The sequence below is a fragment of the Rhizobium favelukesii genome, from assembly GCF_000577275.2.
In the GTDB taxonomy this organism is placed as follows: domain Bacteria; phylum Pseudomonadota; class Alphaproteobacteria; order Rhizobiales; family Rhizobiaceae; genus Rhizobium; species Rhizobium favelukesii.
The window spans coordinates 86,801-110,125 of record NZ_HG916853.1; the positions used below are offsets into that span (position 1 = coordinate 86,801).

The 23,325-nt window shown below is 60.2% G+C and carries 17 protein-coding genes and 7 pseudogenes; 16 read left to right on the forward strand and 8 right to left on the reverse strand.

From position 1 onward, the window contains the following. The first annotated feature begins 35 nt into the window (after positions 1-35). From LPU83_RS74340 to LPU83_RS59620, 6 genes and pseudogenes are all read left to right on the forward strand, one after another. A complete protein-coding gene (locus LPU83_RS74340; RefSeq protein ID WP_024318832.1) occupies positions 36-1,238 on the forward strand; it encodes a glycosyltransferase family protein in 1,203 nt (400 codons plus the stop codon). An 84-nt stretch (positions 1,239-1,322) separates the two neighbouring features. Next, positions 1,323-1,886: pseudogene (locus LPU83_RS74345) on the forward strand (glycosyltransferase family 2 protein); the annotation flags it as partial. Then, complete coding sequence (locus LPU83_RS59610; RefSeq protein ID WP_029710534.1) at positions 1,883-2,830, forward strand: glycosyltransferase family 2 protein; 948 nt, start codon at positions 1,883-1,885, stop codon at positions 2,828-2,830. The pseudogene LPU83_RS74345 and the gene LPU83_RS59610, both read left to right, overlap by 4 nt. Further along, the gene (locus LPU83_RS75410) at positions 2,830-3,183 is read left to right on the forward strand and encodes a glycosyltransferase family 2 protein (RefSeq protein WP_051166777.1); all 354 of its coding nucleotides are present in this window, start codon (positions 2,830-2,832) and stop codon (positions 3,181-3,183) included. Before LPU83_RS59610 ends, LPU83_RS75410 begins: the two co-directional genes overlap by 1 nt. 37 nt (positions 3,184-3,220) lie before the next feature. Further along, entirely contained in the window at positions 3,221-3,799 is a 579-nt protein-coding gene (locus LPU83_RS75415) for a hypothetical protein (RefSeq protein WP_051166776.1), read from the forward strand. A gap of 85 nt (positions 3,800-3,884) precedes the next feature. Next, positions 3,885-5,381, forward strand: a pseudogene (locus LPU83_RS59620) (Wzz/FepE/Etk N-terminal domain-containing protein); the annotation flags it as partial. Positions 5,382-5,536: 155 nt separating this feature from the next. Here LPU83_RS59620 and LPU83_RS59625 read toward each other — a convergent pair. The 3 genes and pseudogenes from LPU83_RS59625 to LPU83_RS59635 form a co-directional block, all read right to left on the reverse strand. Then, positions 5,537-5,816: pseudogene (locus tag LPU83_RS59625) on the reverse strand (IS701 family transposase); the annotation flags it as partial. A 53-nt stretch (positions 5,817-5,869) separates the two neighbouring features. Further along, positions 5,870-6,664, reverse strand: a complete 795-nt coding sequence (locus LPU83_RS59630; protein WP_015241701.1) for a class I SAM-dependent methyltransferase — start codon at positions 6,662-6,664, stop codon at positions 5,870-5,872. Positions 6,665-6,677: 13 nt separating this feature from the next. After that, entirely contained in the window at positions 6,678-7,301 is a 624-nt protein-coding gene (locus LPU83_RS59635; protein ID WP_024318593.1) for a recombinase family protein, read from the reverse strand. A gap of 95 nt (positions 7,302-7,396) precedes the next feature. Between LPU83_RS59635 and LPU83_RS59640 the strand changes: the two genes are divergently transcribed. The 4 genes and pseudogenes from LPU83_RS59640 to LPU83_RS59655 form a co-directional block, all read left to right on the forward strand. Further along, positions 7,397-10,294 (forward strand): Tn3 family transposase, encoded by a 2,898-nt coding sequence (locus tag LPU83_RS59640; RefSeq protein WP_024318592.1) that lies wholly within the window; start codon positions 7,397-7,399, stop codon positions 10,292-10,294. 36 nt (positions 10,295-10,330) lie between these two features. Further along, positions 10,331-10,729, forward strand: coding sequence for a VWA domain-containing protein (locus tag LPU83_RS59645; protein WP_024318867.1), 399 nt, complete (start codon positions 10,331-10,333; stop codon positions 10,727-10,729). Between the two features lie 176 nt (positions 10,730-10,905). Further along, positions 10,906-11,124: pseudogene (locus LPU83_RS74350) on the forward strand (transcriptional regulator); the annotation flags it as partial. A 376-nt stretch (positions 11,125-11,500) separates the two neighbouring features. Next, positions 11,501-12,034: pseudogene (locus LPU83_RS59655) on the forward strand (Gfo/Idh/MocA family protein); the annotation flags it as partial. A gap of 611 nt (positions 12,035-12,645) precedes the next feature. Here LPU83_RS59655 and LPU83_RS59660 read toward each other — a convergent pair. Both LPU83_RS59660 and ligD read right to left on the reverse strand, forming a co-directional pair. Beyond that, a pseudogene (locus LPU83_RS59660) lies at positions 12,646-12,981 on the reverse strand (SOS response-associated peptidase); the annotation flags it as partial. Between the two features lie 62 nt (positions 12,982-13,043). Further along, positions 13,044-14,108, reverse strand: a complete 1,065-nt coding sequence (gene ligD / locus LPU83_RS59665) for a non-homologous end-joining DNA ligase (RefSeq protein ID WP_024318870.1) — start codon at positions 14,106-14,108, stop codon at positions 13,044-13,046. A 281-nt stretch (positions 14,109-14,389) separates the two neighbouring features. Here ligD and LPU83_RS59670 point away from each other — a divergent pair, with 281 nt between their 5' ends. From LPU83_RS59670 to LPU83_RS59690, 5 genes and pseudogenes are all read left to right on the forward strand, one after another. Further along, on the forward strand, positions 14,390-15,142 hold the full coding sequence (locus tag LPU83_RS59670; protein ID WP_024318871.1) for an ImuA family protein: 753 nt from the start codon (positions 14,390-14,392) through the stop codon (positions 15,140-15,142). Beyond that, complete coding sequence (locus LPU83_RS59675; protein ID WP_024318872.1) at positions 15,063-16,574, forward strand: Y-family DNA polymerase; 1,512 nt, start codon at positions 15,063-15,065, stop codon at positions 16,572-16,574. The genes LPU83_RS59670 and LPU83_RS59675 overlap by 80 nt, the downstream gene beginning before the upstream one ends. Next, positions 16,571-17,698: pseudogene (locus LPU83_RS59680) on the forward strand (PHP domain-containing protein); the annotation flags it as partial. The gene LPU83_RS59675 and the pseudogene LPU83_RS59680, both read left to right, overlap by 4 nt. Positions 17,699-17,875: 177 nt before the next feature. Next, positions 17,876-18,907 carry an IS110 family RNA-guided transposase gene (locus LPU83_RS59685; protein ID WP_040680749.1) on the forward strand — a complete coding sequence of 344 codons (1,032 nt, stop codon included), beginning with the start codon at positions 17,876-17,878 and terminating at the stop codon, positions 18,905-18,907. A gap of 474 nt (positions 18,908-19,381) precedes the next feature. Then, the gene (locus LPU83_RS59690; protein WP_011654721.1) at positions 19,382-19,870 is read left to right on the forward strand and encodes a DUF488 domain-containing protein; all 489 of its coding nucleotides are present in this window, start codon (positions 19,382-19,384) and stop codon (positions 19,868-19,870) included. An 8-nt stretch (positions 19,871-19,878) separates the two neighbouring features. On the opposite strand, the gene LPU83_RS59695 is transcribed toward LPU83_RS59690, so the two are convergent. The 3 genes from LPU83_RS59695 to LPU83_RS59705 all read right to left on the reverse strand — a co-directional run bounded on the left by LPU83_RS59695 (position 19,879) and on the right by LPU83_RS59705 (position 22,647). After that, a complete protein-coding gene (locus LPU83_RS59695; RefSeq protein WP_011654722.1) occupies positions 19,879-20,688 on the reverse strand; it encodes a hypothetical protein in 810 nt (269 codons plus the stop codon). 480 nt (positions 20,689-21,168) lie between these two features. Then, positions 21,169-21,690, reverse strand: coding sequence for a GIY-YIG nuclease family protein (locus LPU83_RS59700; RefSeq protein ID WP_063828730.1), 522 nt, complete (start codon positions 21,688-21,690; stop codon positions 21,169-21,171). A gap of 126 nt (positions 21,691-21,816) precedes the next feature. Further along, positions 21,817-22,647: a GIY-YIG nuclease family protein gene (locus LPU83_RS59705; protein WP_024316898.1), complete on the reverse strand. Its 831-nt coding sequence runs from the start codon at positions 22,645-22,647 to the stop codon at positions 21,817-21,819. Between the two features lie 376 nt (positions 22,648-23,023). Between LPU83_RS59705 and LPU83_RS73190 the strand changes: the two genes are divergently transcribed. Continuing rightward, the gene (locus LPU83_RS73190; RefSeq protein ID WP_011654724.1) at positions 23,024-23,200 is read left to right on the forward strand and encodes a hypothetical protein; all 177 of its coding nucleotides are present in this window, start codon (positions 23,024-23,026) and stop codon (positions 23,198-23,200) included. Positions 23,201-23,325 lie beyond the last annotated feature (125 nt).

Genomic DNA, 23,325 nt, shown 5'->3' on the forward strand with positions numbered 1-23,325 from the left:
CGCTCCAAGCCGAGCACGGAGAACGGAATGTTTGTATGCTGAAAGTTCTGTACCTTGCCCATGATCTGACGGACCCGGCAATCCGGCGAAGAACGCTGGTGCTGGAAGCGGGGGGCGCCGATGTGACTCTTGCCGGTTTCCGCCGGGGCGCAGCCGCGCCCGAGGACACGCGCGCGATAGAACTTGGTGTCACTCGGGACGGCCGATTTGTCCAGCGGATCGCTGCCGTGGCGAAGAGCGCAATGCGCTTGGGTGCAAAGCTCAGAGGTGCCGCAAAACCGGACGTCATCATCGCACGCAATCTGGAAATGCTGGCCCTTGCCAACAGGGCCAATGCGGTTTTCGGGGGCAAGGTGCCAATCGTCTACGAATGCCTCGACATTCACCGCCTGCTGCTGCGTCAGGATGCCGTCGGTCGCATTCTGCGTGGTGCCGAGCACGCTCTCGGGCGCAAAATAAGCCTCCTCATCACGAGTTCACCCGCGTTCATCGAGAACTATTTCCGCCCGCTATCGCGCCTCGAAGCCCCGATATTGCTTCTGGAAAATCAGGTCGTTGCGCTCGACGATGATCGCGCCGCAAGCCTGCCCGCCGCTCGTCCCCCGCTCTCCGGCAAGCCCTTCAAGATCGGCTGGTTCGGCGCCTTGCGCTGCCGGAAATCGCTCTATCTGCTGGCCGATTTCAGCCGGGCCATGAACGGAATGTTCGAGGCTGTTCTTCGGGGACGTCCTGCCTATTCGGAATTTGAAGACTTCGACGGCTTCGTCAGGAACGAGCCCTTCATGACGTATCAGGGGCCGTATCGAAATCCGGAGGATCTCGCGGATATTTATAACGAAGTGCAGTTTTCCTGGGCGATCGATTTCTTCGAGGAGGGCCTGAATTCCAGCTGGCTCCTGCCGAACCGGCTTTATGAGGGATGCCGCTACGGCACGGTCCCGATCGCGATGCGCGGAACGGAAACGGCGCGCTACACTGGCGCCAGAGGCCTCGGCCTCGTCCTCGATCATGCCGATGCTGCGACGCTTGCCACACTCCTGTCGACCATGACGGCCGAGCGCTACCTCTCGGAATTCGACCGGGTCGCGGCAACGGACCCGAGACACTGGACCTTCGACAGGGGGGACGCCCGAGCGCTTGTCACGCGGCTGTCGGAACTGCGCACGCAGGCTGCACCTACCGGTCCCCTCCTGCAGGACCTTCACCAGACACAGCGCAACAAGGGTGGATTGCTATGAGCGCCAATGATTTGAAGCATGACCGCTGCCTTATCGTCATACCCTGCCTCAACGAGGCGAGGCACATCGAGGCCCTGATTGCAAAGCTCGCTCGGTAATGGCGGATCAAAACATCGCACGGGTTCCGTCGGTCATTGGGCCGATCACGGTCATCATGCGCTCATTCGCATCTCGGCCTTCCGGGCGATCGGCGGCTACGACGAGATGTTCAGTCACAACGAGGATGCCGAGTTCGACTATCGCCTGAACAAGGCCGGCTACCGCATCTGGATGACGGACAAGACGAGCATGATCTATTATCCGCGCAGCACGCCCGGCGCCCTGTTCCGGCAATATTTCAGTTATGGCCGCGGCCGGGCGAAGAATTTCATGAAGCATCGCTCGATGCCGAGCCTGCGGCAGTTGCTGCCTTTGGCGGTCGCTCCGATCGCCGCCGGCGCACTGCTTGCGATCATCAGTTGGGCCGCCGCCATCCCTGTCGGCCTCTGGGCGTTTGCGTGCCTTGGATATGGCGTCTGGATGGCGCTTGGGCAGAAGAACCCCTATGGCCCGCTGGCCGCTGTCTCGGCGATGCTCATGCATTTCGCCTGGTCTGCCGGTTTCTGGCGAGAACTGCTCGATATCCGAAATCGCCGGGTGACGCCATGAGAGCCGGCCTGAGCAGCAAAGACGGTCACATCCGCATCGATATTGGCGTGTGCACCTATCGGCGACCGGAGCTGGAAAAAACCCTGCATTCGCTGGCCATGCTTGATGTCCCGGCGAATGTCGACTTGCGGATCATCGTTGCCGACAATGACAGCGCACCCAGTGCCGCGGCAACGGTGGATGGCCTGAGGGTATCGCTCCCGTACGAGATCGCCTATGTCCATTGCCCCTCGTCCAACATCTCGATTGCGCGCAATGCCTGCCTCGAAAATGCCAGGGGGGATTTTCTTGCCTTCATCGACGACGACGAGACGGCCAGCCCCGGCTGGATCGAAAATCTCCTGAGAACGGCGCAGGCGACGACGGCCGACGCTGTGCTGGGACCGGTGAAAGCCACTTATCGCCCGGATGCGCCGCGCTGGATGAAGCGCGGTGATTTCCATTCGACGTTTCCTGTCTGGGTCGCGGGAGAGATCATCACGGGATATACGTGCAACGTGTTGCTGCGCCTCGACACTCCCTCGCTTGCCGGCCGTCGCTTCAATCTGGCGCTTGGCCGCAGCGGCGGCGAAGATACCGAATTCTTCACGCACATGCACAAGGTTGGCGGCAAGATCGCCTATGCCGCCGGAGCCTGGGTCGAGGAACCCGTGCCGCCTGGGCGGGCAGCCTTTTCATGGCTCGCCAAACGGAAGTTCCGGTTCGGACAGACACATGGCCGCCTGATTGGCAACCAGGCAACGGCCATGCGCAAGGCAAAGCAACTGGGCCTGGCCATGGCAAAATCCGGCTTTTGTGCCTTGGTAGCCCTCCTCTTCCTGTTTTCACCGGTGCGGCGAAACAGATATGCGCTGCGCGCCTGCCTGCATATCGGCGTCGTCGTCGGCCTTCTCGGGGTGCGCGAAATCGAACAATATGGCGCAGTGGAGGTGAGGTCATCGTGATGCCCAGCCATCCGCAGGCAACATTCCTTCTGGCAGCCTTCAACGCAGAAGACACGATCGCACGCGCCATCGATAGCGCGTTGTCGCAGACCGGCATCAGCGTTGAGGTCGTGGTTGTCGACGATTGCTCAGCCGACCGCACGGCCGAAATTGTGGCGGCCTATTCCGATCCGCGTGTCCGGCTTATCCGTCTTGAAAAAAACCGTGGCCCCGGTGGCGCGCGCAATGCCGGTCTTAACGCCGCAAGCGGGGACTGGATCGTCATTCTCGACGCCGACGACGCCGTCTCCCCGGACCGCACGGAGCGGATGATAGCGCACGAAGGCAGCGCAGGCACAGATCGCCGTCGATAACCTTGATGTCATTTCACTCGAGGGCGACACCCGGCGCATGTTCGACGAAACGGATCTCGCGGCTCTGGGAACATTGAGTCTTGCAGCCTTTATCGATTCGAACGTCCTGTTTCAGACAGAACACAATTACGGCTACATGAAACCGATCTTCGAGCGCCGGTTTCTTGAGGAACATGGCCTGCGATATGATGAAGATCTCCCGATCGGTGAAGATTATCTGCTGCTGGTATCCGCGCTCGCCAAGGGCGGCCGCTGTGTCATCGAGCCGACGGCCGGGTACGCCTATCATATCCGTAGCGGTTCCATTTCCCGCGTCCTCAAGCTCCAGCATGTGGACGCCATGCTCGCCGGAGACGCCCGCTTCCTGAAGGAAAACCGGCTGGATGCCGCGTCAATGGTGGCTCAGAACCGCCGCCACCGCAGCATCGAGATTGCTCGTTCCTTCGTTATCCTGGTCGATCAACTCAAGGCACGCTCGGTCGCGGGCGCGATCAGAACCGCATGGAAAAATCCCGCGGCGGTTCGCCACCTGAGCATGCCGATCGCCGTCCGACTGCAGCGGATGATGGCGCCTCTGGGCGCAATCGGAATCTTCGGTAAAGGCACCAGACAATGAACACGACAATGCCGTACCCAGCCCCGCCGACAGCGTCGGAACGAAACTGCCAGCATTCCCAAAGGACCCGGAGACAGAGCGGCCCATGAATCAAAGACCCCTTCCGTTGAACACCGTTTCATCGATCCGCGCCGATGATTCCGACTCCTTTATCGACCTCAATCGGCTGACCGCGATTCTGGCGAGGCGATCGCGCATGGCGGCGGTCTGCGTGATCGTCAGCTTCGCGCTGGGTGGCGCCTATCTGCTCACGGCTACGCCGGTCTATACGTCGCAGGCCCAGATCCTGCTTGACGACAACCTGTCGAAATATGCGGAGGAAACGCCAGCATCGCCACAGAGCGCGCAGCAGGCCGACACGCAGATCTCCAGCGCTGTCGAAATCCTGAAGTCGGGCGAACTTGCACTGCGCGTAACCGACAGCGAGAAGTTCGCCGAAAACGACACGATTCTCAATCCGCCGCAATCTGTGATGTCGATGGTGAAGTCGGCGGCAAAATCGCTGATCGGCGTTTTCAGCAGTCGTCCGGAAATTTCCGAGGCAGCCCTGAAAAACGGCAAGCGAGAGACGGCCGCAGCCTATATCCAGCAGGCCTTGACGGTGGAGCGCGTGACCAGAAGCTCGGTGATTGCCGTATCGTTCAAATCCACCGATCCGCAACTTGCCGCCCGCATTACCCGCGCCTATGCCAACGCCTATCTCAGCGACCAGTTGAACGCGAATTTCGACGCGACCGAGCGCGCCTCGGTCTGGCTGCAGGAACGCTTGACGGATCTGCGCCAGCGTGCGCAAGCGGCGGCACTCGATGCGGAAAAATTCAAGGCGGCAAACGGACTGACATCGACACGCGGTGAACTCATGTCCGAACAGCAGCTGTCCGACCTGAACAGCCAGCTGATCGTCGCGCAGGCGGATAGCGCCAGTGCATCCGCGCGTTACAGCCAGTTCAAGTCCATCCTTGAACAAGGCGCCGAAAACGCCATCAACAATGCAACGATTTCGTCGGGTCAGACCGACAATTCCGTCATCCAGGATCTGAGGACACGTTATCTCGCTGTCAGCAAGCGCGAACAGGTCATCGTCCAGAATTTTAGCGCGGACCACCCCCAGGCTGTCGCGCTGCGCGCAGAGAAAGCCGAGCTTTCCGGGCAGATCTATCGCGAATTGGAACAATTGACGGCCAACTACCGCAACGAGTTCGAGGTTGCGAAATCCCGCGAAGCGTCCCTGCGGAAAAGCATCGAAGGCCTCGTTGGAAACAACTCGCAGGCCAACCAGTCTCTCGTCCAGTTACGAGAACTGGAACAACGCGCAACGGCGCTCAAAACACTCTATGAATCCTATCTCGGCCGCTATGAGGAGGCAGCCCAGCAGCGTTCCTTCCCCATTGCCAAGGCGCGTATCATCTCCGAAGCCGGCGTGCCCGTGGCCCCATCCAGCCCGAAGAAGACGATGGTGCTTGCCCTTTCGATCGTCCTTGGCCTGATGGCGGGCGCGGTCATTGGCGGTTTTCAGGAGTTCCGCGAACGGTTTTTCCGGCTGGAGGACGACATAAGGTCGATTCTCGGCCACAAGTCCCTAGCATTACAGTTGCATTTTAGTTTTGAGGTGAGCTCGTCGAGCGGCCGCCTGATGGGCGCGCCTCCAGCATGACCATGCGATGACGTAGGCGGGGCTTATGCGACGCTGAGCGAGTCTTATGGCGATGCGCCGGACTTCCTGGATAGACCAGCGGATCAAGTCCTGATGGTCGGCATCCGCGGTTTTTTTTTGGGGCGTCGCGTCATTGGCGCGGTACCGGATCACCGCCATCATGGCGAAGGCAAGCATGACGAGGGAGACGTGGCGATGCCAGCCATGCCATGACCGGGTTTCATTGTGATCGAGTCCGAGCTCGTTCTTGGCGGTCTCGAAGCTGTCTTCGATCGCCCAGCGATGGCCTTCAACGGAAACGAGCGTCTGGATGTCCGTCCCGGCCAGGCACCATGTGGTGAAGAAGGGGTCGGTTCCGGTAGAGGGCGAAATGACACTCTAAGGAAGCATGGTCGCATAAGAATGGAGCAACAGCCTTATTTCGGACGCTCTGCCATAACCAGCAGCAGGAAAGCCCCGAGATCGCGCCACCTGCTGAATCGTGGCACTATCTTACAAGCGTCCTCCGTGGGTTGAGGCTCTCCGATGCGCGTTAAGCGAAAGCCGGCAAACGCCACTGCGTTGAGATAGTCTCCGATTGTTCTTGGAAAGCGAGGAACGGAGAATGGCACGATATTCTCATCTTTGGGGCGATTTCCGAACTTCCAGTTCTCTGTAAAAACTTCTTTGCTGAAATAGCGAGCAACACACAGACCGGTCGTCTTACCATGCTCATCTTTCTGCCATTGCAAGCCGGGCGTAATGAAACACGGGTGCAGGACGCTGAACGCGATGAACCCGCCCGGACGGACCAGGCGGTAGGCTTCATTCATAGCGCCTTGAAAATCAGGGCCGTCCATTAACGCCATAGTTGAGACGACTGCATCAAAGGAAGAGGCAGGCAGTCCGGTTTCTGAACTATACGACCCAACTTTATACTTTACGCCGACTGGGTCTGCGATCTCCGCCTGCCGGGCATGCTCGATTAAGCCCTGCGAAATATCGATGCCCGTCACCTTAGCGCCCATTTTCGCGAAGTGTCGGGTATTGGTGCCTTCACCGCATCCAAAATCGATAACGTCCAGGCCAGTAATATCTGGCAGAAATTCCACGAAAGCCGGAAACGTGAACAAGTCGCGATACACGTCGTAGCCGTTGCGCACGTCATCGGTCCATTGGTCGGCGTTTTGGTTCCAGCGAGCGGCGACTTCATGGTGTGCTTTGTCGGTCATTCCATTCTCCAGACTATGCTTCCTCAGGTGTTTTAACGTCGATGCGGTTGCGCTGAACAACGTCAGCGACGGTATTTTTGCTGATGCTGAGATCGCGCGCGATCCAGCGATAGCTACGGCCTTCAGCAATCAAAGCCATTACCTTCGGCGCAAGCCGATCTGACTTGGGACGCTCTCCGGTCTGACGACCGAGCACTTTACCTCGCGCCTTAGCAGCGGCGAGCCCGGACTTAACCCGCTCACTGATGAGGTCACGCTCGAACTCGGCAATGCCCGAGAGCAATGTCGCCAGCATGCGGCCATGTGGCGAGGACAGATCAAACGCCATTCCGTTCATGGCGATCACCGACACCTTCCACCCCTCCAACTCGCGCAACGTGTTAAGCAGGTCGACCGTGGAGCGGCCCCAGCGCGAAAGTTCGGTAACAAGCACCGCGTCGATCTTCCGAGCTTGCGCCAGCGCCATGACTTTGCGTCGTTCGGCACGGTCGAGCTTTGCGCCTGAGCCTGTCTCCTTGAAAACCGCTGCCACGTCGTAGCCGGCACGATCTGCGAATGTAGCCAAGTCACGCTCCTGTCGTTCGCATGACTGATCGGCAGTCGAAACACGGCAATAAATTGCGGCGCGCTGTCCCAATTGAACCCTCGTGGATTTTAGTGTCGGAAGGCCTTGATTTGTATGGACTCATTGTTGTCCAAAACAGACTATACTTCAATAGGGACAATTGCGGCATGCCAAGGCGACATATTCTCACCGAGCGACAGCGCTCGGCACTCTTCGATCTGCCAATCGATGAATTGTCGCTGCTTCGGCACTACACACTGAGCGACGACGATCTTGGACACATCCAGGAACGCCGCAGGCCGGAGAACAGGCTTGGGTTCGCCCTGCAGCTTTGCGCGTTGCGATATCCAGGGCGCGCGCTGGCTCCGGGCGAGGTGATCCCGCCTGATGTCCTGTCGTTCATCGGGGCTCAGCTCGGCGTCCCAGCCGATGCGCTTCTTACCTATGCTGCCCGGCGGCAGACCCGCCAGGAGCATATGGAGGGGTTGCGCGAGATCTATGGCTATAAGACCTTCGCGGGTCGTGGTGCCCGTGATCTGCGGGACTGGCTTTTCCATCAGGCTGAAGACGCCCGCTCGAACGAAGATCTTGCTCAGCGCCTGGTCGCACGTTGTCGTGAAACTCTGACGATCTTGCCAGCGGTATCGACGATCGAGCGACTATGTGCGGACGCGCTGGTCGCCGCCGAGCGGCGGATCGAGACGCGGATCGCGGAAAAGCTCGACAATAACGCACGCGAACGGCTTGATGGGTTGCTGACTGAAGTGCTCGATGCCAATGTCAGCCGGTTCATCTGGCTTCGCCAGTTCGAGGTCGGCAACAATTCCGCAGCGGCGAACCGACTGCTCGACAGGCTGGAGTTGCTGCGTGGCCTGACTCTTGATCCGCAGCTTCTCGCCGGTATCCCGCCGCACCGTGTCGCACGCCTGCGTCGGCAGGGCGAGCGCTATTTTACCGATGGCTTGCGGGACATCAGCTCTGATCGGCGCTGGGCGATCCTTGCCGTCTGCGCCGTGGAATGGGAGGCGGCGATCGCCGATACGGTGGTCGAGACCCATGACCGGATCGTCGGAAAGACCTGGCGCGAGGCGAAACGGCTGCATGAAGAACGGATTGCCGATTCCAAGGCAACCGTCACCGATACGCTACACGCCTTCACCACACTCGGAACTTCCCTGCTCGAAGCCCGCAATGATGGTGTGCCGCTGGAAATGGCGGTCGCCAAATCGGCGGAATGGGGTCGGCTCGAACAACTGGTCGCGGCCGGTGCCCAGCTCAGCAATACGCTGGCGGACGATCCATTGGCTCATGTGGGACAAGGATATCATCGCTTCCGCCGCTACGCGCCGCGCATGTTGCGGTGCCTGAAGTTCAAGGCAGCATCGGTAGCCCAGCCCTTGATTACGGCGGCAAAAGCCATCGGCGAAATGCAAGCGTCACCATCGGCGACCGACAGCTTCTTGCGGCCAAATTCGAAATGGCACCGCCATTTGAGAGCACAAGACCAGGGCGACAATCGCCTTCGGGAGGTGGCGGTCCTGTTTCACCTGCGGGATGCCTTCCGATCCGGTGACATCTGGCTCGACCATTCGCGCCGCTATGGCGATCTCAAACAGGTGTTGGTGCCGATGATTGCGGCACAAGCTAATACAAGACTAGCAGTGCCCCTCGATCCGCAAGTATGGCTGACTGATCGAAAGGCTCGGCTCGCCGATGGCCTGAAGAGACTTGCACGAGCAGCGCGCGACGGAACCATCCCTCGTGGCAGTATCGAGGATGGAACGCTGCGGATCGACCGGCTGACGGCTGACGTTCCGGACAGTGCCGAGGAATTGATACTCGATCTCTATCACCGGATGCCGCCAGTTCGGATCACCGACATCTTGTTGGAGGTCGATGCTGCGCTCGGGTTCACCGAAGCCTTCACTCATCTGAGAACCGGGGTTCCATGCGGTGACCAGGTCGGCCTGCTCAATGTGCTGCTCGCAGAAGGGCTGAATCTGGGACTGCGGAAGATGGCGGAGGCCACGAATACGCATGATTACTGGCAGCTATCGCGCCTTGCCCGGTGGCACGTCGAAAGCGACGCAATGGACCAGGCGCTGGCGATCGTGGTGGCTGCGCAGGCAAAACTGCCAATGTCCCGGTTCTGGGGCTTGGGAACGACCGCATCGAGCGATGGCCAGTTCTTCCCTTCGGCCCGGCAGGGCGAGGCGATGAACATGGTCAACGCCAAGTATGGAAACGAACCCGGCCTCAAGGCTTACACTCACGTCAACGATCAGTTCGCGCCGTTCGCATCACAAACCATTCCGGCGACAGTCAGCGAGGCCCCATACATCCTTGACGGCCTGCTGATGAATGAGGCTGGTCGTCAGGTTGGAGAGCAATATGCCGATACGGCCGGCTTTACCGATCACTTGTTCGGGACCAGCAGCATGCTCGGATACCGCCTTGTCCTGCGCATCCGCGATTTGCCTTCGAAGCGCCTTTACGTGTTCAATCCCGCAGGGACACCCAAGGATTTGCGCAAACTGGTCGGCGGCAAGATCCGCGAGGAATTGATCATCGCGAACTGGCCCGACCTGTTCCGCTGCGCCGCGACCATGGCTTCCGGCAAGATCAAGCCGAGCCAGTTGCTCCGCAAGCTTGCCTCCTATCCACGCCAGAACGATCTGGCGGTTGCGCTGCGAGAGGTTGGCCGCGTGGAGCGGACACTCTTTATTATAGAGTGGATCCTCGACACGGACATGCAGCGGCGTGCCCAGATCGGCCTCAACAAGGGTGAAGCCCACCATGCTCTCAAGAATGCGCTGCGCATCGGTCGCCAGGGTGAAATCCGTGACCGAACCACCGAGGGCCAACATTACCGGATCGCCGGACTCAACCTGCTCACCGCAATCATCATCTACTGGAACACCCTCCATCTCGGCCATGCAATCGCAGAGCGCCGGAATGAAGGACTTGATGTGCCGCCCGAACTTCTGGCGCATATCTCTCCACTGGGTTGGGCACACATATTACTGACCGGCGAATATCTCTGGCCTAACGGAGAAACGGCTTAGAGTGTCATTCCGCCCCCAGCCGGAACCGACCCCCTCATGGCCTACGGTCTGCTTGAGGAACGCGACGCCGGCGGGTTGCTCGGAATGATCTTCGGGCAGAAACGGGAGACGTTCGGCGAAGAAACCCGGTCGGGCACGCCTGCAATCAACTATTTCCTGACCGATGGCGCCAATTCCGATCATGACGCGGCGTGGCGGGTTCTCTCGGAGGCGGAACACGCAGAATCTCAGATCTACTACGTGATGGTCGGCATTGGCGACGAGGACTTCAGGTTCCTGCGGGACGCCGCGACGGCGTTTCCAAACGTCGGCTTCGTAAGTGCGAAGGATCTCGGGAAGTTCGTGGGGAGCGACGACGCCTACGAGAAGCTCCTTCCTGCCGAGCTGTGCTCGTGGCTGAAACACGAGCACGAGGGCGAAGACGACCATCACTAAATCCTGCCGTGAAAACACTGATGGGCGACGTCCTTCTCGTTCGGTGATCACACCGCAAGGCCGTCGTCCGCCATGGCGCTCGTGAGGCATCATCCCGGAGCGGAATCGGCGAACGCACCCGTGAAGACGACCGCAAAGCGGAGCCGGAAGGCGTTCCGGCCGGCGAACTGGCGCGGATGCTCGACGTTCCCCAGAACACCAGGTCCGCACATCGCCACGCTGCAACGCGCGGCCACCTCAAGAGCGAGCGGCAGTGACGTTCCATCATCTATCGGGCCGACCACGAAGGGTTCCCCACACTGACACCGTTTCCCCTGAGGGACTGCTGCGGCGGGAACGGGGAACTCTGCGCGCCACTCATCGCCGATCCCGCGCCCTGCTGCTCGCCGGAGACTTCCCAGGCATGCGTGAACGACGCTGGAACGGACGCCGGTCGGCGGGCGGCCCTGAGGGCCGCCGGGTTGCCGATCACGCGGCAAGCGCCAGAATACAGACGCTTGACATGCCGAACAAAATAGGAACATATGCGCATCGGCAGTGATGCCTGCAGCCATGACCGCTGCAACGCCAAGACAGTTTCCACAAGCGGAGACATGATTGTGACCCGGATCGAGTTACGAATACGCCACTAGGTGCGGCTTCTGGGGCCAACGCGCGGGATTCTCGCGCATTCACGCACCGCCTATCGTCAGGGTCATTCGGCCAGCCTCCACCTCCATATCTGCGATGGTTTAAGCTGTGAGAGCGGCGTGCATTCCGTATCGGTTTGGCACGGCTAACTATACGGGCTATCCGATGGTTCGCCAGGCGCGCGAGATGATCGCGAATGGCGAACTCGGCGACATTCGCGTCGTCCAGGCCGAATATCCGCAGGACTGGCTGACGGAAGCGGTCGAGCAAACCGGCCAGAAACAGACCGCATGGCGCACCGATCCGGCGCAATCCGGCGTCGGCGGCTCGACCGGCGATATCGGCACGCACGCCTATAATCTCGCCGCCTTCATCACTGGTCTGGAGCTCGACAGCCTCGCCGCCGATCTCGACAGCTTCGTTCCCGGCCGCCGGCTGGACGATAATGCGCATGTCATGCTGCGCTTCAAGGCGAAGGGTTCGGAGAAGCCGGCCAAGGGCATGCTCTGGTGCAGCCAGGTGGCGCCCGGCCATGAAAATGGCCTGATGGTCCGCGTTTACGGCACCAAGGGCGGGCTGGAATGGACCCAGAAGGACCCGAACTACTTGTGGCACACGCCTTTCGGCGAGTCGAAGCGGCTGGAGAGCGTGAATGGCACTGATCGACCGGCAAGTGAAGAGCTACCTCGTCACGGTCAAGTCGCTGCAATTTCCGTCGAGCCTGTGCATTCCGAAGAAGCCGTAAACGGTGGCGGCGATAAGGTCGATCTCGAAGAGACCAAACCCGTCGGGGCCGCTCATCCGGCTTTATCCGGCGGTACTGGCATCGACGTCACCGCTGCACATGATGATGCTACGCAGGTCAGGCGAATTGAGCACCGCGCAAGCAAAGAAGTCGCCGCAAAGAAGCGGTGGCGATTTCGAACGGTTCCCAGGCCTCCCAGATCGTGCACGCTGCAGATGAAATGAAGCTGGATGAAGAGATCAGGGTGCTCAGGGGTCAGCTGGCCGGAAAGCTGAAGCTGCAAAATGCGCGGTTAAGAAAAATGCTGGAGCGGTTTGAACGGTGAAAAAGTTGCGGTGCTTTTGAGCCAAGGATCGACTGCAAGCCTGTTGCAAGTGAACAATCTCAGATTTGAATAAGGTGTCGCCGGTCGATTCTGTTCAAGGCGACCAGTGCTCATCACCTTACATTTCAGAGAACCGCCGGACCGCGTCATCTTGCTGGCGCATCAACGACCTCAGACGCTTCCGGATCGCGCAGATGGAGTCCCCTTTGCCGACCTGAACCATCGCTTCCAGTGCGGAAAATTGAGCTTGCGCACGTTGGTCGTGCCGCGGTCAGCCTCCATGCGGATCAGTTCTTCGAGATCGAATGGCTTGCCCTTAGCCGCAAGTTTCTCGGCCTTGGCTTTGGCCGCCTTCTCAAGTGCGAAGCGCGGCGAGGGCAGTCCCCAGCGCGCATGGACCAGCTGCTTCTTTCCGTCGGCGGAATTGCGGACGATCGGCCCCATCTGATTGGGGTTCATCTGGTAGGCGGGCATCAGGTTGATCAGGCTTTCGGCGTCCTGGGCCCACTTCGCTACCCAGTCCTTGTCTTCCATGCGATATAGGTTGCACATAGCAGGCCATCTACTCCGCTTGAGCTCGGTGGAGGACAATCTAGCGGACAGCGCTAATTTCGCTAGTCGAGCCGGAAGACGTCGGCATTGTCCTGGCGTTCTCGCAGGCCTTTGTAGGACGGATGACGGAGTTTCCCGTCTGTCGTCCAGGCGCGAAACTCGATCTCGGCAATCAAGGTCGGTTCGACCCAGACAACATCTGCACTTCCGGAATAGGGCAGGGGCGGTTGCTTTCGCTTCCATCGCAGCGTGTCCAGCATCTTTCGCAGCCTGATCGCCTCGACTTCTTTGAATCCCGTGCCGACGCTTCCGACGTGGACGAGCTCATCACCACGATACGCGGCGAGCACCAACGAGCCGAAGCCGGCAAGGGATGCTGCCGACCTCTCATAGCCGACGATGAAGAAGGCCTCGCTCTGGATGCATTTGACCTTTACCCAATCGCCGGTCCGGCCCGAGCGATAGGGCCGGTCGAGGTGCTTGCCGACGATACCTTCCAGGCCGACGCGGCAGACATGCTCCAGCAGGACAGCTGGTTCGGCATCGAGTGTTTCAGATAGTCGAATGGCGCCGACCTGGTCATTCCCTGGGGCGTTTAACGTGTCCTCGAGAAGGTGTCGGCGCGAACGGTATTCGACACCGCGCAGATCATGCCCGTCCAGATAAACAAGATCGAAAGCGTAGAGGACGGCTTCGGAGGCACGGTTGCCAGCCTGTTTACCGGATGCGCCCAGCGATTGCTGCAGTAGCCCGAAATCCGGCCGCCCGTCTTCGTCGAGCACGACGGCTTCGCCATCGATGATCATCGTCGCCGGCCCGAGCGCTCGGGCGGCCTGCTCTATTGCCGGAAACCGATGCGTCCAGTCATGGCCGCCACGCGTGAGGATCCGGATCCCCTGCGGCTCGATATGAACGGCGAGGCGATAGCCATCCCATTTCAGCTCCCAGCTCCACTCGTTTCCCTTTGGGGGATGGGACTTCAGTTGCGCCAGCGCAGGCTCGACACGCTCGGGCATTGGATCGAACAGCAGCTGTGGTTGAGCTGGATTGCGCTTGCCGCGCGGCCGGGAACGGATCGGGGCCTCGGTGTCGCGAAGGAGGGGTTTTGATCTCGGAGGCTTCGGCATCCCGACAGTTCAGCAGAAAAATCTTAAAGGCACTGTGACGATGCCGACTTGTCCCCGCAATCCACACAAAGGGATTAGCGCTCGCAAACGCTCAAAAAAAATCCGCGGGCCGCTATTCGGCTGATTCCCTTCGGTATTCTGCCGATTTCTAATGTTCAGGATAATATTCCCATCCCTCCGGTTGCTTGACTCTTCAAATGGCTCGGAACAGAAAGAGAACATCCGCATTTTGCCTGACATGATGTCGGCCGCCAACACGACCTTGAAGGGAGCCGTGAACGATGACTGCTGCCCGTCAAAGGGTGATCTCTGAACTGCGCGAGCGGATTGCATCGGTGGAAGGCGTGTCAGCCAGAATGGCTGGCTGTCTCTCCTTCGGCGTGCCGGAGATCGATGCGGTCTTGCCCGGAGGTGGTCTGGCCCATGGCGCCCTGCACGAGTTTGCAGGCGGCGGGTCGGGCACGGTGGATGGTGCGGCAGCGGCGCTCTGTGCCGCAGGCATCGCGGCCCGCACCAAAGGCCCGATCGTCTGGTGCCTGACGCGCCCCGATCTGTTCTTTCCTGCGCTCGCTGAGGTCGGCCTCCATGCCGATCGGGTGATCTTTGTCGAATCCGACAGGGAGGAGGACGTTCTGGCAAACATGGAGGAAGGGCTGTCCTTTGGCGGGCTCGGCGCAGTCGTCGGTGAACTCGTTCGCCTGCCGATGATCAGCTCGCGCCGGCTGCAGCTGGCGGCTGAGCGAACGGGCACGATGGCGCTTGCCGTCCGGCGTTGGCGGCGACAGACGGAGGCCAATGACTTCGGGCAGCCGACGGCATCGACCACGCGGTGGCGGGTGAGCGTCATGCCGTCGGAGGAATTGCCAGTGCCGGGTGTGGGGAGAGCCCAATGGTTGCTGGAATTGATGCGCGTGAAGGCGGGTGAATGTGCTGAGTTTCTCGTGAGGGCGTGCGATGACAAGGGTCGTCTCGATCTATCTTCCGGATCTGCCGACGGATCGCATTCGTCGCGCCGATCCGTCTATTCCGCCTGAACAGGCGATTGCCGTGATCGCGAGAAGCGGCTCCAAACGCTGGGTGTCGGCCGCCGACGCGGCCGCCAGAAAAGCCGGCGTTCATGTCGGCATGCCGGCGGCCAAAGCACAGGCGCTGTTTCGCGGCCTGATGCTGGTCGATGCGGATCCTGCAATGGATGCCGCAGCACTCGAACGCATTACGCTCTGGGCGCTGACGCTCTATTCGCCGATCGTCGCGGTCGATGGGATTGATGGGATCGTCATGGACACAGAGGGTGCCGATCACCTGCAAGGCGGCGAGCTGCCGATGGTGACGAAGATCGCCAATCAGTTCCTGGCAAAAAAACTCACGCCCCGTGTCGCGATCGCCGACACCTGGGGAGCAGCACACGCCTGCGCCCGCGCCATCAGCCGCGAAACGGTGATCGTGCCTTCAGGTGAGACCGTCCGCGCCGTCGAAAGACTGCCGATATCGTTGCTGCGCCTTCCCGGGAAAGTCGTCAGCGATCTGCGCACGCTTGGTTTCCAGACAATCGGCGAATTGGCCAACACGCCGCGCGCGCCGCTGACGCTTCGTTTCGGTCCGGAGATTGGCCGGCGGCTCGACCAGATATTCGGCCGCATCTGCGAACCCATCAATCCGATCCGCACCGCCGAGCTCGTCGAGGTGAGCCGCGCCTTTGCCGAACCGATCGGTGCTGCCGAAACCATCAACAAATATGTCGGCCGGCTGGTCGTGCAACTGATCGAGGAGCTCCAAAGGCGTGGCCTTGGCGTCCGCCGCGCCGACCTGATCGTCGAAAAGGTTGACGGTTCGCGGCAGGCGATCCGCGCCGGCACGGTGAAGCCGGTGCGCGATGTCGCCTGGCTGACGAAGCTGTTTCGCGACCGGACGGAAAAGATCGAGCCCGGTTTCGGGATCGAGAAGCTGACCCTAGTTGCGGTCATGGCTGAGCCGCTGGAGGAGCGCCAGAAATCCTCCTCGCTGGTCGAGGAGGAAGTGAAGGACGTGACGCCGCTGATCGATATCTACGGCAACCGTGGGCAACGTGTTTATCGGGTGGCACCGGTTGCCTCCGACGTGCCCGAGCGCTCCGTCCAGCGCATCAGTCCTGCTGCCGATCCGGTCGAGGTCACGTGGGTCAGCCATTGGCGCCGGCCGGTCCGGCTGCTGGCCCGTCCGGAGCTGATCGAGGCCATCGCCTTGCTGCCGGACCGGCCGCCGGTCTCGATCACCTGGCGCGGCAAGCGGCGGAAGGTCAAGCGCGCCGACGGTCCGGAACGGATCTTTGGCGAGTGGTGGCGGCGCGACGCGGAGATGGAGGCGGTGCGGGATTATTTCGTCATCGAAGACGAGGCTGGCGAGCGTCTCTGGGTGTTTCGCTCCGGTGATGGCATCGATCCCGAAACCGGAAGCCATCGCTGGTTCGTGCATGGGATCTTCGCATGAGCTATGCCGAGCTGCAGGTCACGACCCATTTTTCCTTCCTGCGCGGTGCAAGCTCGGCGCAGGAACTGTTCGAGACCGCCAAGGCCCTCGGCATCGAAGCACTCGGCGTCGTTGACCGCAATTCGCTTGCCGGAATCGTTAGGGCACTCGAAGCATCCCGTGCCACGGGATTACGTCTCGTTGTCGGTTGCCGGCTCGATCTGCAAGATGGCATGTCGTTGCTGGTCTATCCCACCGACCGGGCTGCCTATTCCCGGCTGACCCGCCTCATCACGCTCGGCAAGTCGCGCGGTGGCAAGAACAACTGTATCCTGCACTGGGACGACGTCGTCGCATACAATGACGGCATGATCGGCATTCTTGTGCCGGATCTGCCGGATGACGCCTGCGCGATCCAGCTGCGCAAGATGGCCGAGCTGTTTGGGGATCGCGCCTATGTATCGCTTTGTCTGCGGCGCCGGCAGAACGACCAGCTGCGGCTGCATGAGATTTCCAATCTCGCTGCGCGGTTCAAGGTGAAGACGGTCGTCACCAATGACGTCCTCTTCCATGAGCCAGGTCGCCGGCAGTTGCAGGACATCGTCACCTGCATTCGGACCCGCACCACGATCGACGAGGTCGGCTTCGAGCGCGAGCGCCACGCCGATCGCTACCTGAAGCCGCCGGAAGAAATGGAGCGCCTGTTTCCGCGATACCGGCAAGCCCTCGCGCGAACCCTGGAGATTGTCCGTCGGTGCACTTTCTCGCTCGAGGAACTCACCTACCAATATCCGGAGGAGGCGATCGTGCCGGGCAAGGATGCCCAGGCCTCGCTGGAGCACTATGTCTGGCAATGCGCGCCCGATCGCTATCCGGAAGGCCTACCGCCCGATGTGTTGAAGGTCGTGCGGCACGAGCTCGATCTCATCCGCACCATGAAATACGCGCCCTATTTTCTGACGGTCTTCTCGATCGTGCGCTATGCGCGGTCTCAAGATATCCTCTGCCAGGGGAGGGGGTCTGCCGCCAACAGCGCCGTCTGCTACATCCTCGGCATCACCAGTATCGATCCCTCGACCAACGATCTTCTATTCGAACGCTTCGTGAGCCAGGAGCGCGACGAGCCGCCGGATATCGACGTTGATTTCGAGCACGAGCGGCGCGAAGAGGTGATCCAGTGGATCTACCAGACATGGGGTAATCGCGGCGCGACCGTCCCAGGCCAGTCTATAAATTACGGATGGCAAGGGTGGTTGCCCCCGATAAGATGGAAATACGGGCTCTCGATTGGTACCGGGCCCAAACACCAAATGGAGGCAACCATGGACCGATATATAGGGCTCGACGTTTCGTTGAAAGATACCGCCATCTCGATCCGAGAAGACGGGAAGCGGATATGGCGCGGGAAGTGCCCTTCGGACCCAAAACTTTTGGCGCAGATGATCCGCAAGCACGCGCCAAACGCCAAGCGCGTCGTATTCGAGACGGGGCCGCTGTCGACGTGGTTCTATCATGCGCTGACGGCCGAAGGGGTTCCGGCAATCTGCATTGAAGCGCGGCACGCGCAAAAGGTCTTGAACGAGACGCTCAACAAGACCGATGCCAATAATGCGGATGGCTTGGCGCAACTGGCCGAAGCCGGCTTCTACAAGGCGGTCCGGGTAAAAGCGTTCGACAGCATGCTGACGCGCACGCTGGTGACGGCCCGCAATCAGCTTTTGAGCATCTCAACCCAGCTCAGCAACCAGATCCGCGGCCTGATGAAGACGTTCGGTCTGATCGTCCCCAAAGGAACAGGTCGGGTGTTTGATAGCAATGTAAGAGAGTTTTTGGATGGGAATGACGGCCTGGCATGGATCATATTGCCTCTGCTTGAGGCGTGGCGCGACATACGCAAGCGCGCGGCCGATCTTGATCGCCAGTTGCTCGTAGCGGCGCGGAAAAGCCAGGCGACGAAGCTGTTGATGACGATCCCGGGGATCGGCGCTGTCACCGCCGTCTCCTATGTCGCCGCGATTGAAGATCCAGACAACTTCCGAACGTCGCGCTCGGTTGGCGCCTGGCTCGGGCTGACAACGCGGCGCTACCAGTCAGGCGAAGTCGATTATGACGGCCACATCTCGCGAAGAGGTGACCACCGTCTGCGGGGACTGCTTTATGAAGCGGCGACTGTGATCCTTACGAGAACCAGTGCCAGGAACGAGAGCAGTCTCAAGAGCTGGGGGCTTAAACTGCGTGAGCGGTTGGGCTTCAAGCGCGCTGCGGTGGCGATCGCCCGTAAGCTTGCGGTCATCATGCACAGCATGCTCAAGACGGGAGAAGTGTTCAACGCATTGGCTGGCGCCACCGCATAAGCGAAGTGCCAGCCTTCTAACTCAGCGCGTCAAACCCGATTTGAGGCACTGAGCGTCCCTGCTGCGGACGTGGATTGGATCATTCCGTTGAGTTGGGCTGCAGCTCGTTCGAGACTGCGCACCAGACATAGGAAGGTCCACCCTGCGAAGACCCATTGTGCGGCGACATTTCGGCAGGACACCAAGCGCGGTCCACTTCAGTGCCATCTCCATCTCTCCTGTAACGTTTAGCGACCGGGAAGGTACAAGGCTGGCTAAGATTCCTGCAAACGCGCGATGCGGGCCGTCCACAGAAACTCGGGCTAGAAGGTCTTCGGCATTGCAAGTCAATAGCGGCGGCCAGGTTACCCGCCCTTGCGGAAATCGGCGTTTCCCTCTGGCGGCCCCCTCCCCGATGCAGTATCGAGGCGCGTTCGCGCTAGGCAAGCGTCAGGCCAGCGACGCTCGCTATCGCGAGCGAAGAAGGAGCATCGCATGAAGACAGTCTACACCATCGGCTACGAGGGCACCGACATCGAGCGTTTCGTGAAGACGCTGACCGCCGTCGGAATCGAAGCGGTAGCAGATGTCCGGGCAGTTCCCCTGTCACGCAAGAAGGGATTCTCCAAGAACGCTTTGCGGGAGCATCTTGAAAAAGCCGGCATCAAGTATCTCGCGATGCAGCAGCTTGGCGATCCGAAAGAAGGCCGTGAAGCGGCGAAGGCGGGCGACTACGATCGGTTCCGCTCGATCTATTCCGGGCATGTTGACCTTCCCGAAGTAGCCGCGGCAATTGAAGAGCTCGCGACCGCCTCCGAGGAGCAGGCGGTCTGCCTCCTCTGCTTCGAACGCGATCCGAAAACCTGCCACCGATTCATAGTCGGCGAACGCATGGGCGCTTTCGGATACGAGATGACGCATCTCTTCGGCGACGATCCTGCACGGTACATCCGAAACCAGGACCGGCTTCCGAAGCGGTCGTAGCTCTTTAGCTATAGCAGCAGCCCCTGGGCAAGATGTGGCGGATAGATGAGGCTGATGATCAACCACTGGTCCTGAAACCGGTGCTGGTTGCCCATGAGAAACATCAGGTCCTTCGCTGGAATCTTATTTTCGAGTTGGTCCCGGAAGTATTTTTCCCAGTCGGCTCCATGGGAGCGATGACAGTTCAAATAGAGAGCACCCACCTCCCAGTCCACAAGCTTGTGCCTGAACATTTTCGCGCCTGGACCTTCGCCGCACTGGTAGCGGTAGTAAAAGTCGAAGGGAAGCTTCTGCAGGGTCCTGATCGATGGCTTGTCTTCATCATCGAAGAGACCGCCCTGCTTTTGCTCTTGCACTAGCTTCGCCAGTTCCTCTTCGGTCCATTCGGGATTCGAGACTGGCTCGATATCCAGACCAAGGATCCGCGCCGGCTTCAACATGGCGAGCGACATACCGCTGGCCCGCTGCTCGGCATCTATCTTATCGAAATGATCGTAGACATGGATGGGCGAGATCAGGTGTCTTCGTTCGGCCCAATCCTTGCCCGGCTGAACGACGGCTTCGCCTTCGATCGTGTCGACCTTGATGGTCAAGCTTTCCTGCCGATGATCTTTGCGCGCTTTTTCAACCTTCGCACGGATCCACTGCCACTTCTTGAACTGTTGACCCGTGGCAATAAGACGAAAAGGAACCGGGAAGAGGCGGACCAGCTTGCCACTCTCGTCCATCCCAGCAACACACGTCGTCTCCGCATACTTTCCGCTCGGCGACGGGTAGGTCTTGCAGAGAATAAGAATTCGAGCATCGACGACGGCCATGGATCTCTCCGGGGCGAATCAACCCAGCTTGAAGGAGTTGCGCAATAGCGCCTGTAGCCAGTGCATTGGTCAATCCTGCGTTGCTTCGATCTGAGCTAGAACGCACAACCTTGTGTCTATGCGCCCGTGGCCACGCCCAACCGCGTAGGCTTTTTTGTTTGACGAGATCGATTAAGAAGGAGACGGCCTCGGCCCTCTTATCGAAGCGATGGTCATCGACTGGCCCCGATCCGCCCCAACGATGCGTCAAGGAGGCTCCGCCAAAAAGACTGGGAGTCTTCGACGGCTTGAGGGAATATGTCTCGGACGACCAGGCAGCAGCCTGAAGCGGAACGCCCCCGCCGGGCGCAGTCGGTCCCCGCTTCCGCTGACCGGCGCTATGCTAAGCCTCCTGCGGCTGCGCTACTTCCGGCAGTGCCGTGTTGAGAATTCCCGAAATCCCGGCCGAGCGGCCGTCGCTATGCTGATTTCTCCGATGTTCTACATTTTTTGTCCCGGATCTCGGCCTAACGCCGGTTGACCCGGGCCGGCTATGGCTTCGAGCGCAGTGGCGCCGCGGATATTCCACGGAAGCGAGTATTTCTCGATCAATCCGTGCTCAAGGCCCGCACTTCCGTTGACCGGCAGGCCATTCCATTCGAGATCCGGAGGCATGGCTATGAAGATCTCAATGGCCTCAGGGCCTGACAGCTCTGCCATGATGATGGCTTCGAGGCGCTGGTTGGTTCGCTGCGAGATCCCCGGGCGCCCATATGAATAGAGCCTGCCCGCGAGCCCTTTTGTTGCGACGCCGACATAGAGCGCGACGCCGGCTTTTACGAAGGCATAGACACCCTTGGACTTCGGCGCAGGCGTTTCGACAGCAAGGCTGTCCCCCGAGATGATCCAGCGTCCGACCCGTGTAAAGCCGCCGCTGATCAGGATGTCGGTCGTGAGCGCGGGTTTGCTTTGTGGGCGCGTTTCCGGTCGATCGATGGGGGACGGCTTGGTCGCCGCTTCCAACGTCCGACGCGGACCGGCATTGATGACATTGTAGGCATGCTGATAGCGATCCCCAATCGAGCAGCGATGTCCGCCGCCTTCAGGCCACCCGCCGCTAATGAGCGTATCTGATCTGCTTTTGTCATGTCAGTTCCTGTTAAGGCCCATTTCCCGGCTCTGCAGCTTGTCCTTCCAGCGTCGTTCGAGCTCCCCGAGGTCCGCGGTCGTCGCGGTCGAGCCGACCGTTTCGAGGATCGATAGCTGGTAGTAGCTGGGGTCGCGACTCTTAAGCCCGACATTACCGCCGTGGCCCGTTGCAAAGTATTCGCGCCACTTGCCGATGAAGCCGTCGACACCCGACGCCATGCCGACATATTGCTCGCGCGTTCTCGGGCAGGTCAGAAGATAGATGCCCCTCGTCGCAGACAGAGGTGCCTGCCAGGTCGCGGGAAGGCTCTCGATATCGGAGAGATTGGCGATAAAGGCCGCAAAGCCGGGGAATGGAGGATCGCCTAGAGTTCGCCGCAGTTCGATTAGGCGCTTCGCCTTACCGTCACCGCGCTGGATCCAGGACCTATAGCTATCGCCCCAGTCGATCCAGAGCCGGCCGGCGTATTCGGAAAGCGAAGGCAGGCGATCAACTTCGTAAACGTTGCAGCTTCCGGCGGGCTCTATGCCGCCGGTGATCGGGTGCTGGCGATCGGCCGGCAATGGGCCGAGAAGCCGGGCTGCGTATAGCCCAACGAACAACGTTTCCCGCTCGGGAACGCCGACGAAAGAGGCCCAGTAGGTCGCGCGCAGTTTCGGCTCACTGGCGAAGGATTGGGTCGCCTGGTATGCCTCGAAGCGTTCGCGATGGTCACGCCATAAAGCATAGGGTGTCGGGAACCCGGCATGCCGGTTGTCCTGATGTCGAAGCAGCCGGACCGTGCTTCGTTCAATTCCCGCCAGGTCCAACATGTTTCCGAATGCCAGCATTGTTCGCCCTCACCTCCTCCATGACATGGCTTATCGTCGAGCGGTTTGCAAACACATGCGTGTGCATACACGCCTCTCCCTTTCGTCTGTGAAGGACATCCGCAAATGTCCCGAATGTCTGGCTTGTACGCGGCTGAGTGTCCAACTCCATTCGAATTCGGCTGTGGCTGGGCGGCACCATTCGGAAGCACGCCAAACCCGCTCTCTTGCGATGGCGTCCTGGCCCAGATCCGGATCTTCCACGATCAACCCGCAAGGGGTCCGCTAGCAAGCTGCGGCCACTCGGGCTGCACCCTCGCGGTGATCGCGCCCGTCCCAGGGCCTTTTGAGGAGCCATCGAGCGGGAATTGGCCCGCTCCCAAATGGAGCCTCTCACATGTCGCACGATCTTTCTCTCGCACAGTCCCACGCCTTCCAGCTCTCCCGCGACCTGATGGTCCCCGTCACCGTCTTCGAAGTCGACGGGGAGTATGGCGTCCTGCCCTCTGACGAGATCGACGCCGATGATGACCTTTCGGTCATCCATGAATTTCATCCGTGGCCGGCTCACTGAGCCGGCAATTGCCGTTCCGAGTGCCGCTGGCGACCTATCGGCGGCAAGGGAAGCTTCGCCGCGGGCGGTGCAACCTTGCACCTTGCTTCCCGCGCCCTTGCCCCCTCTGCTCTTCGCGGCGGCTG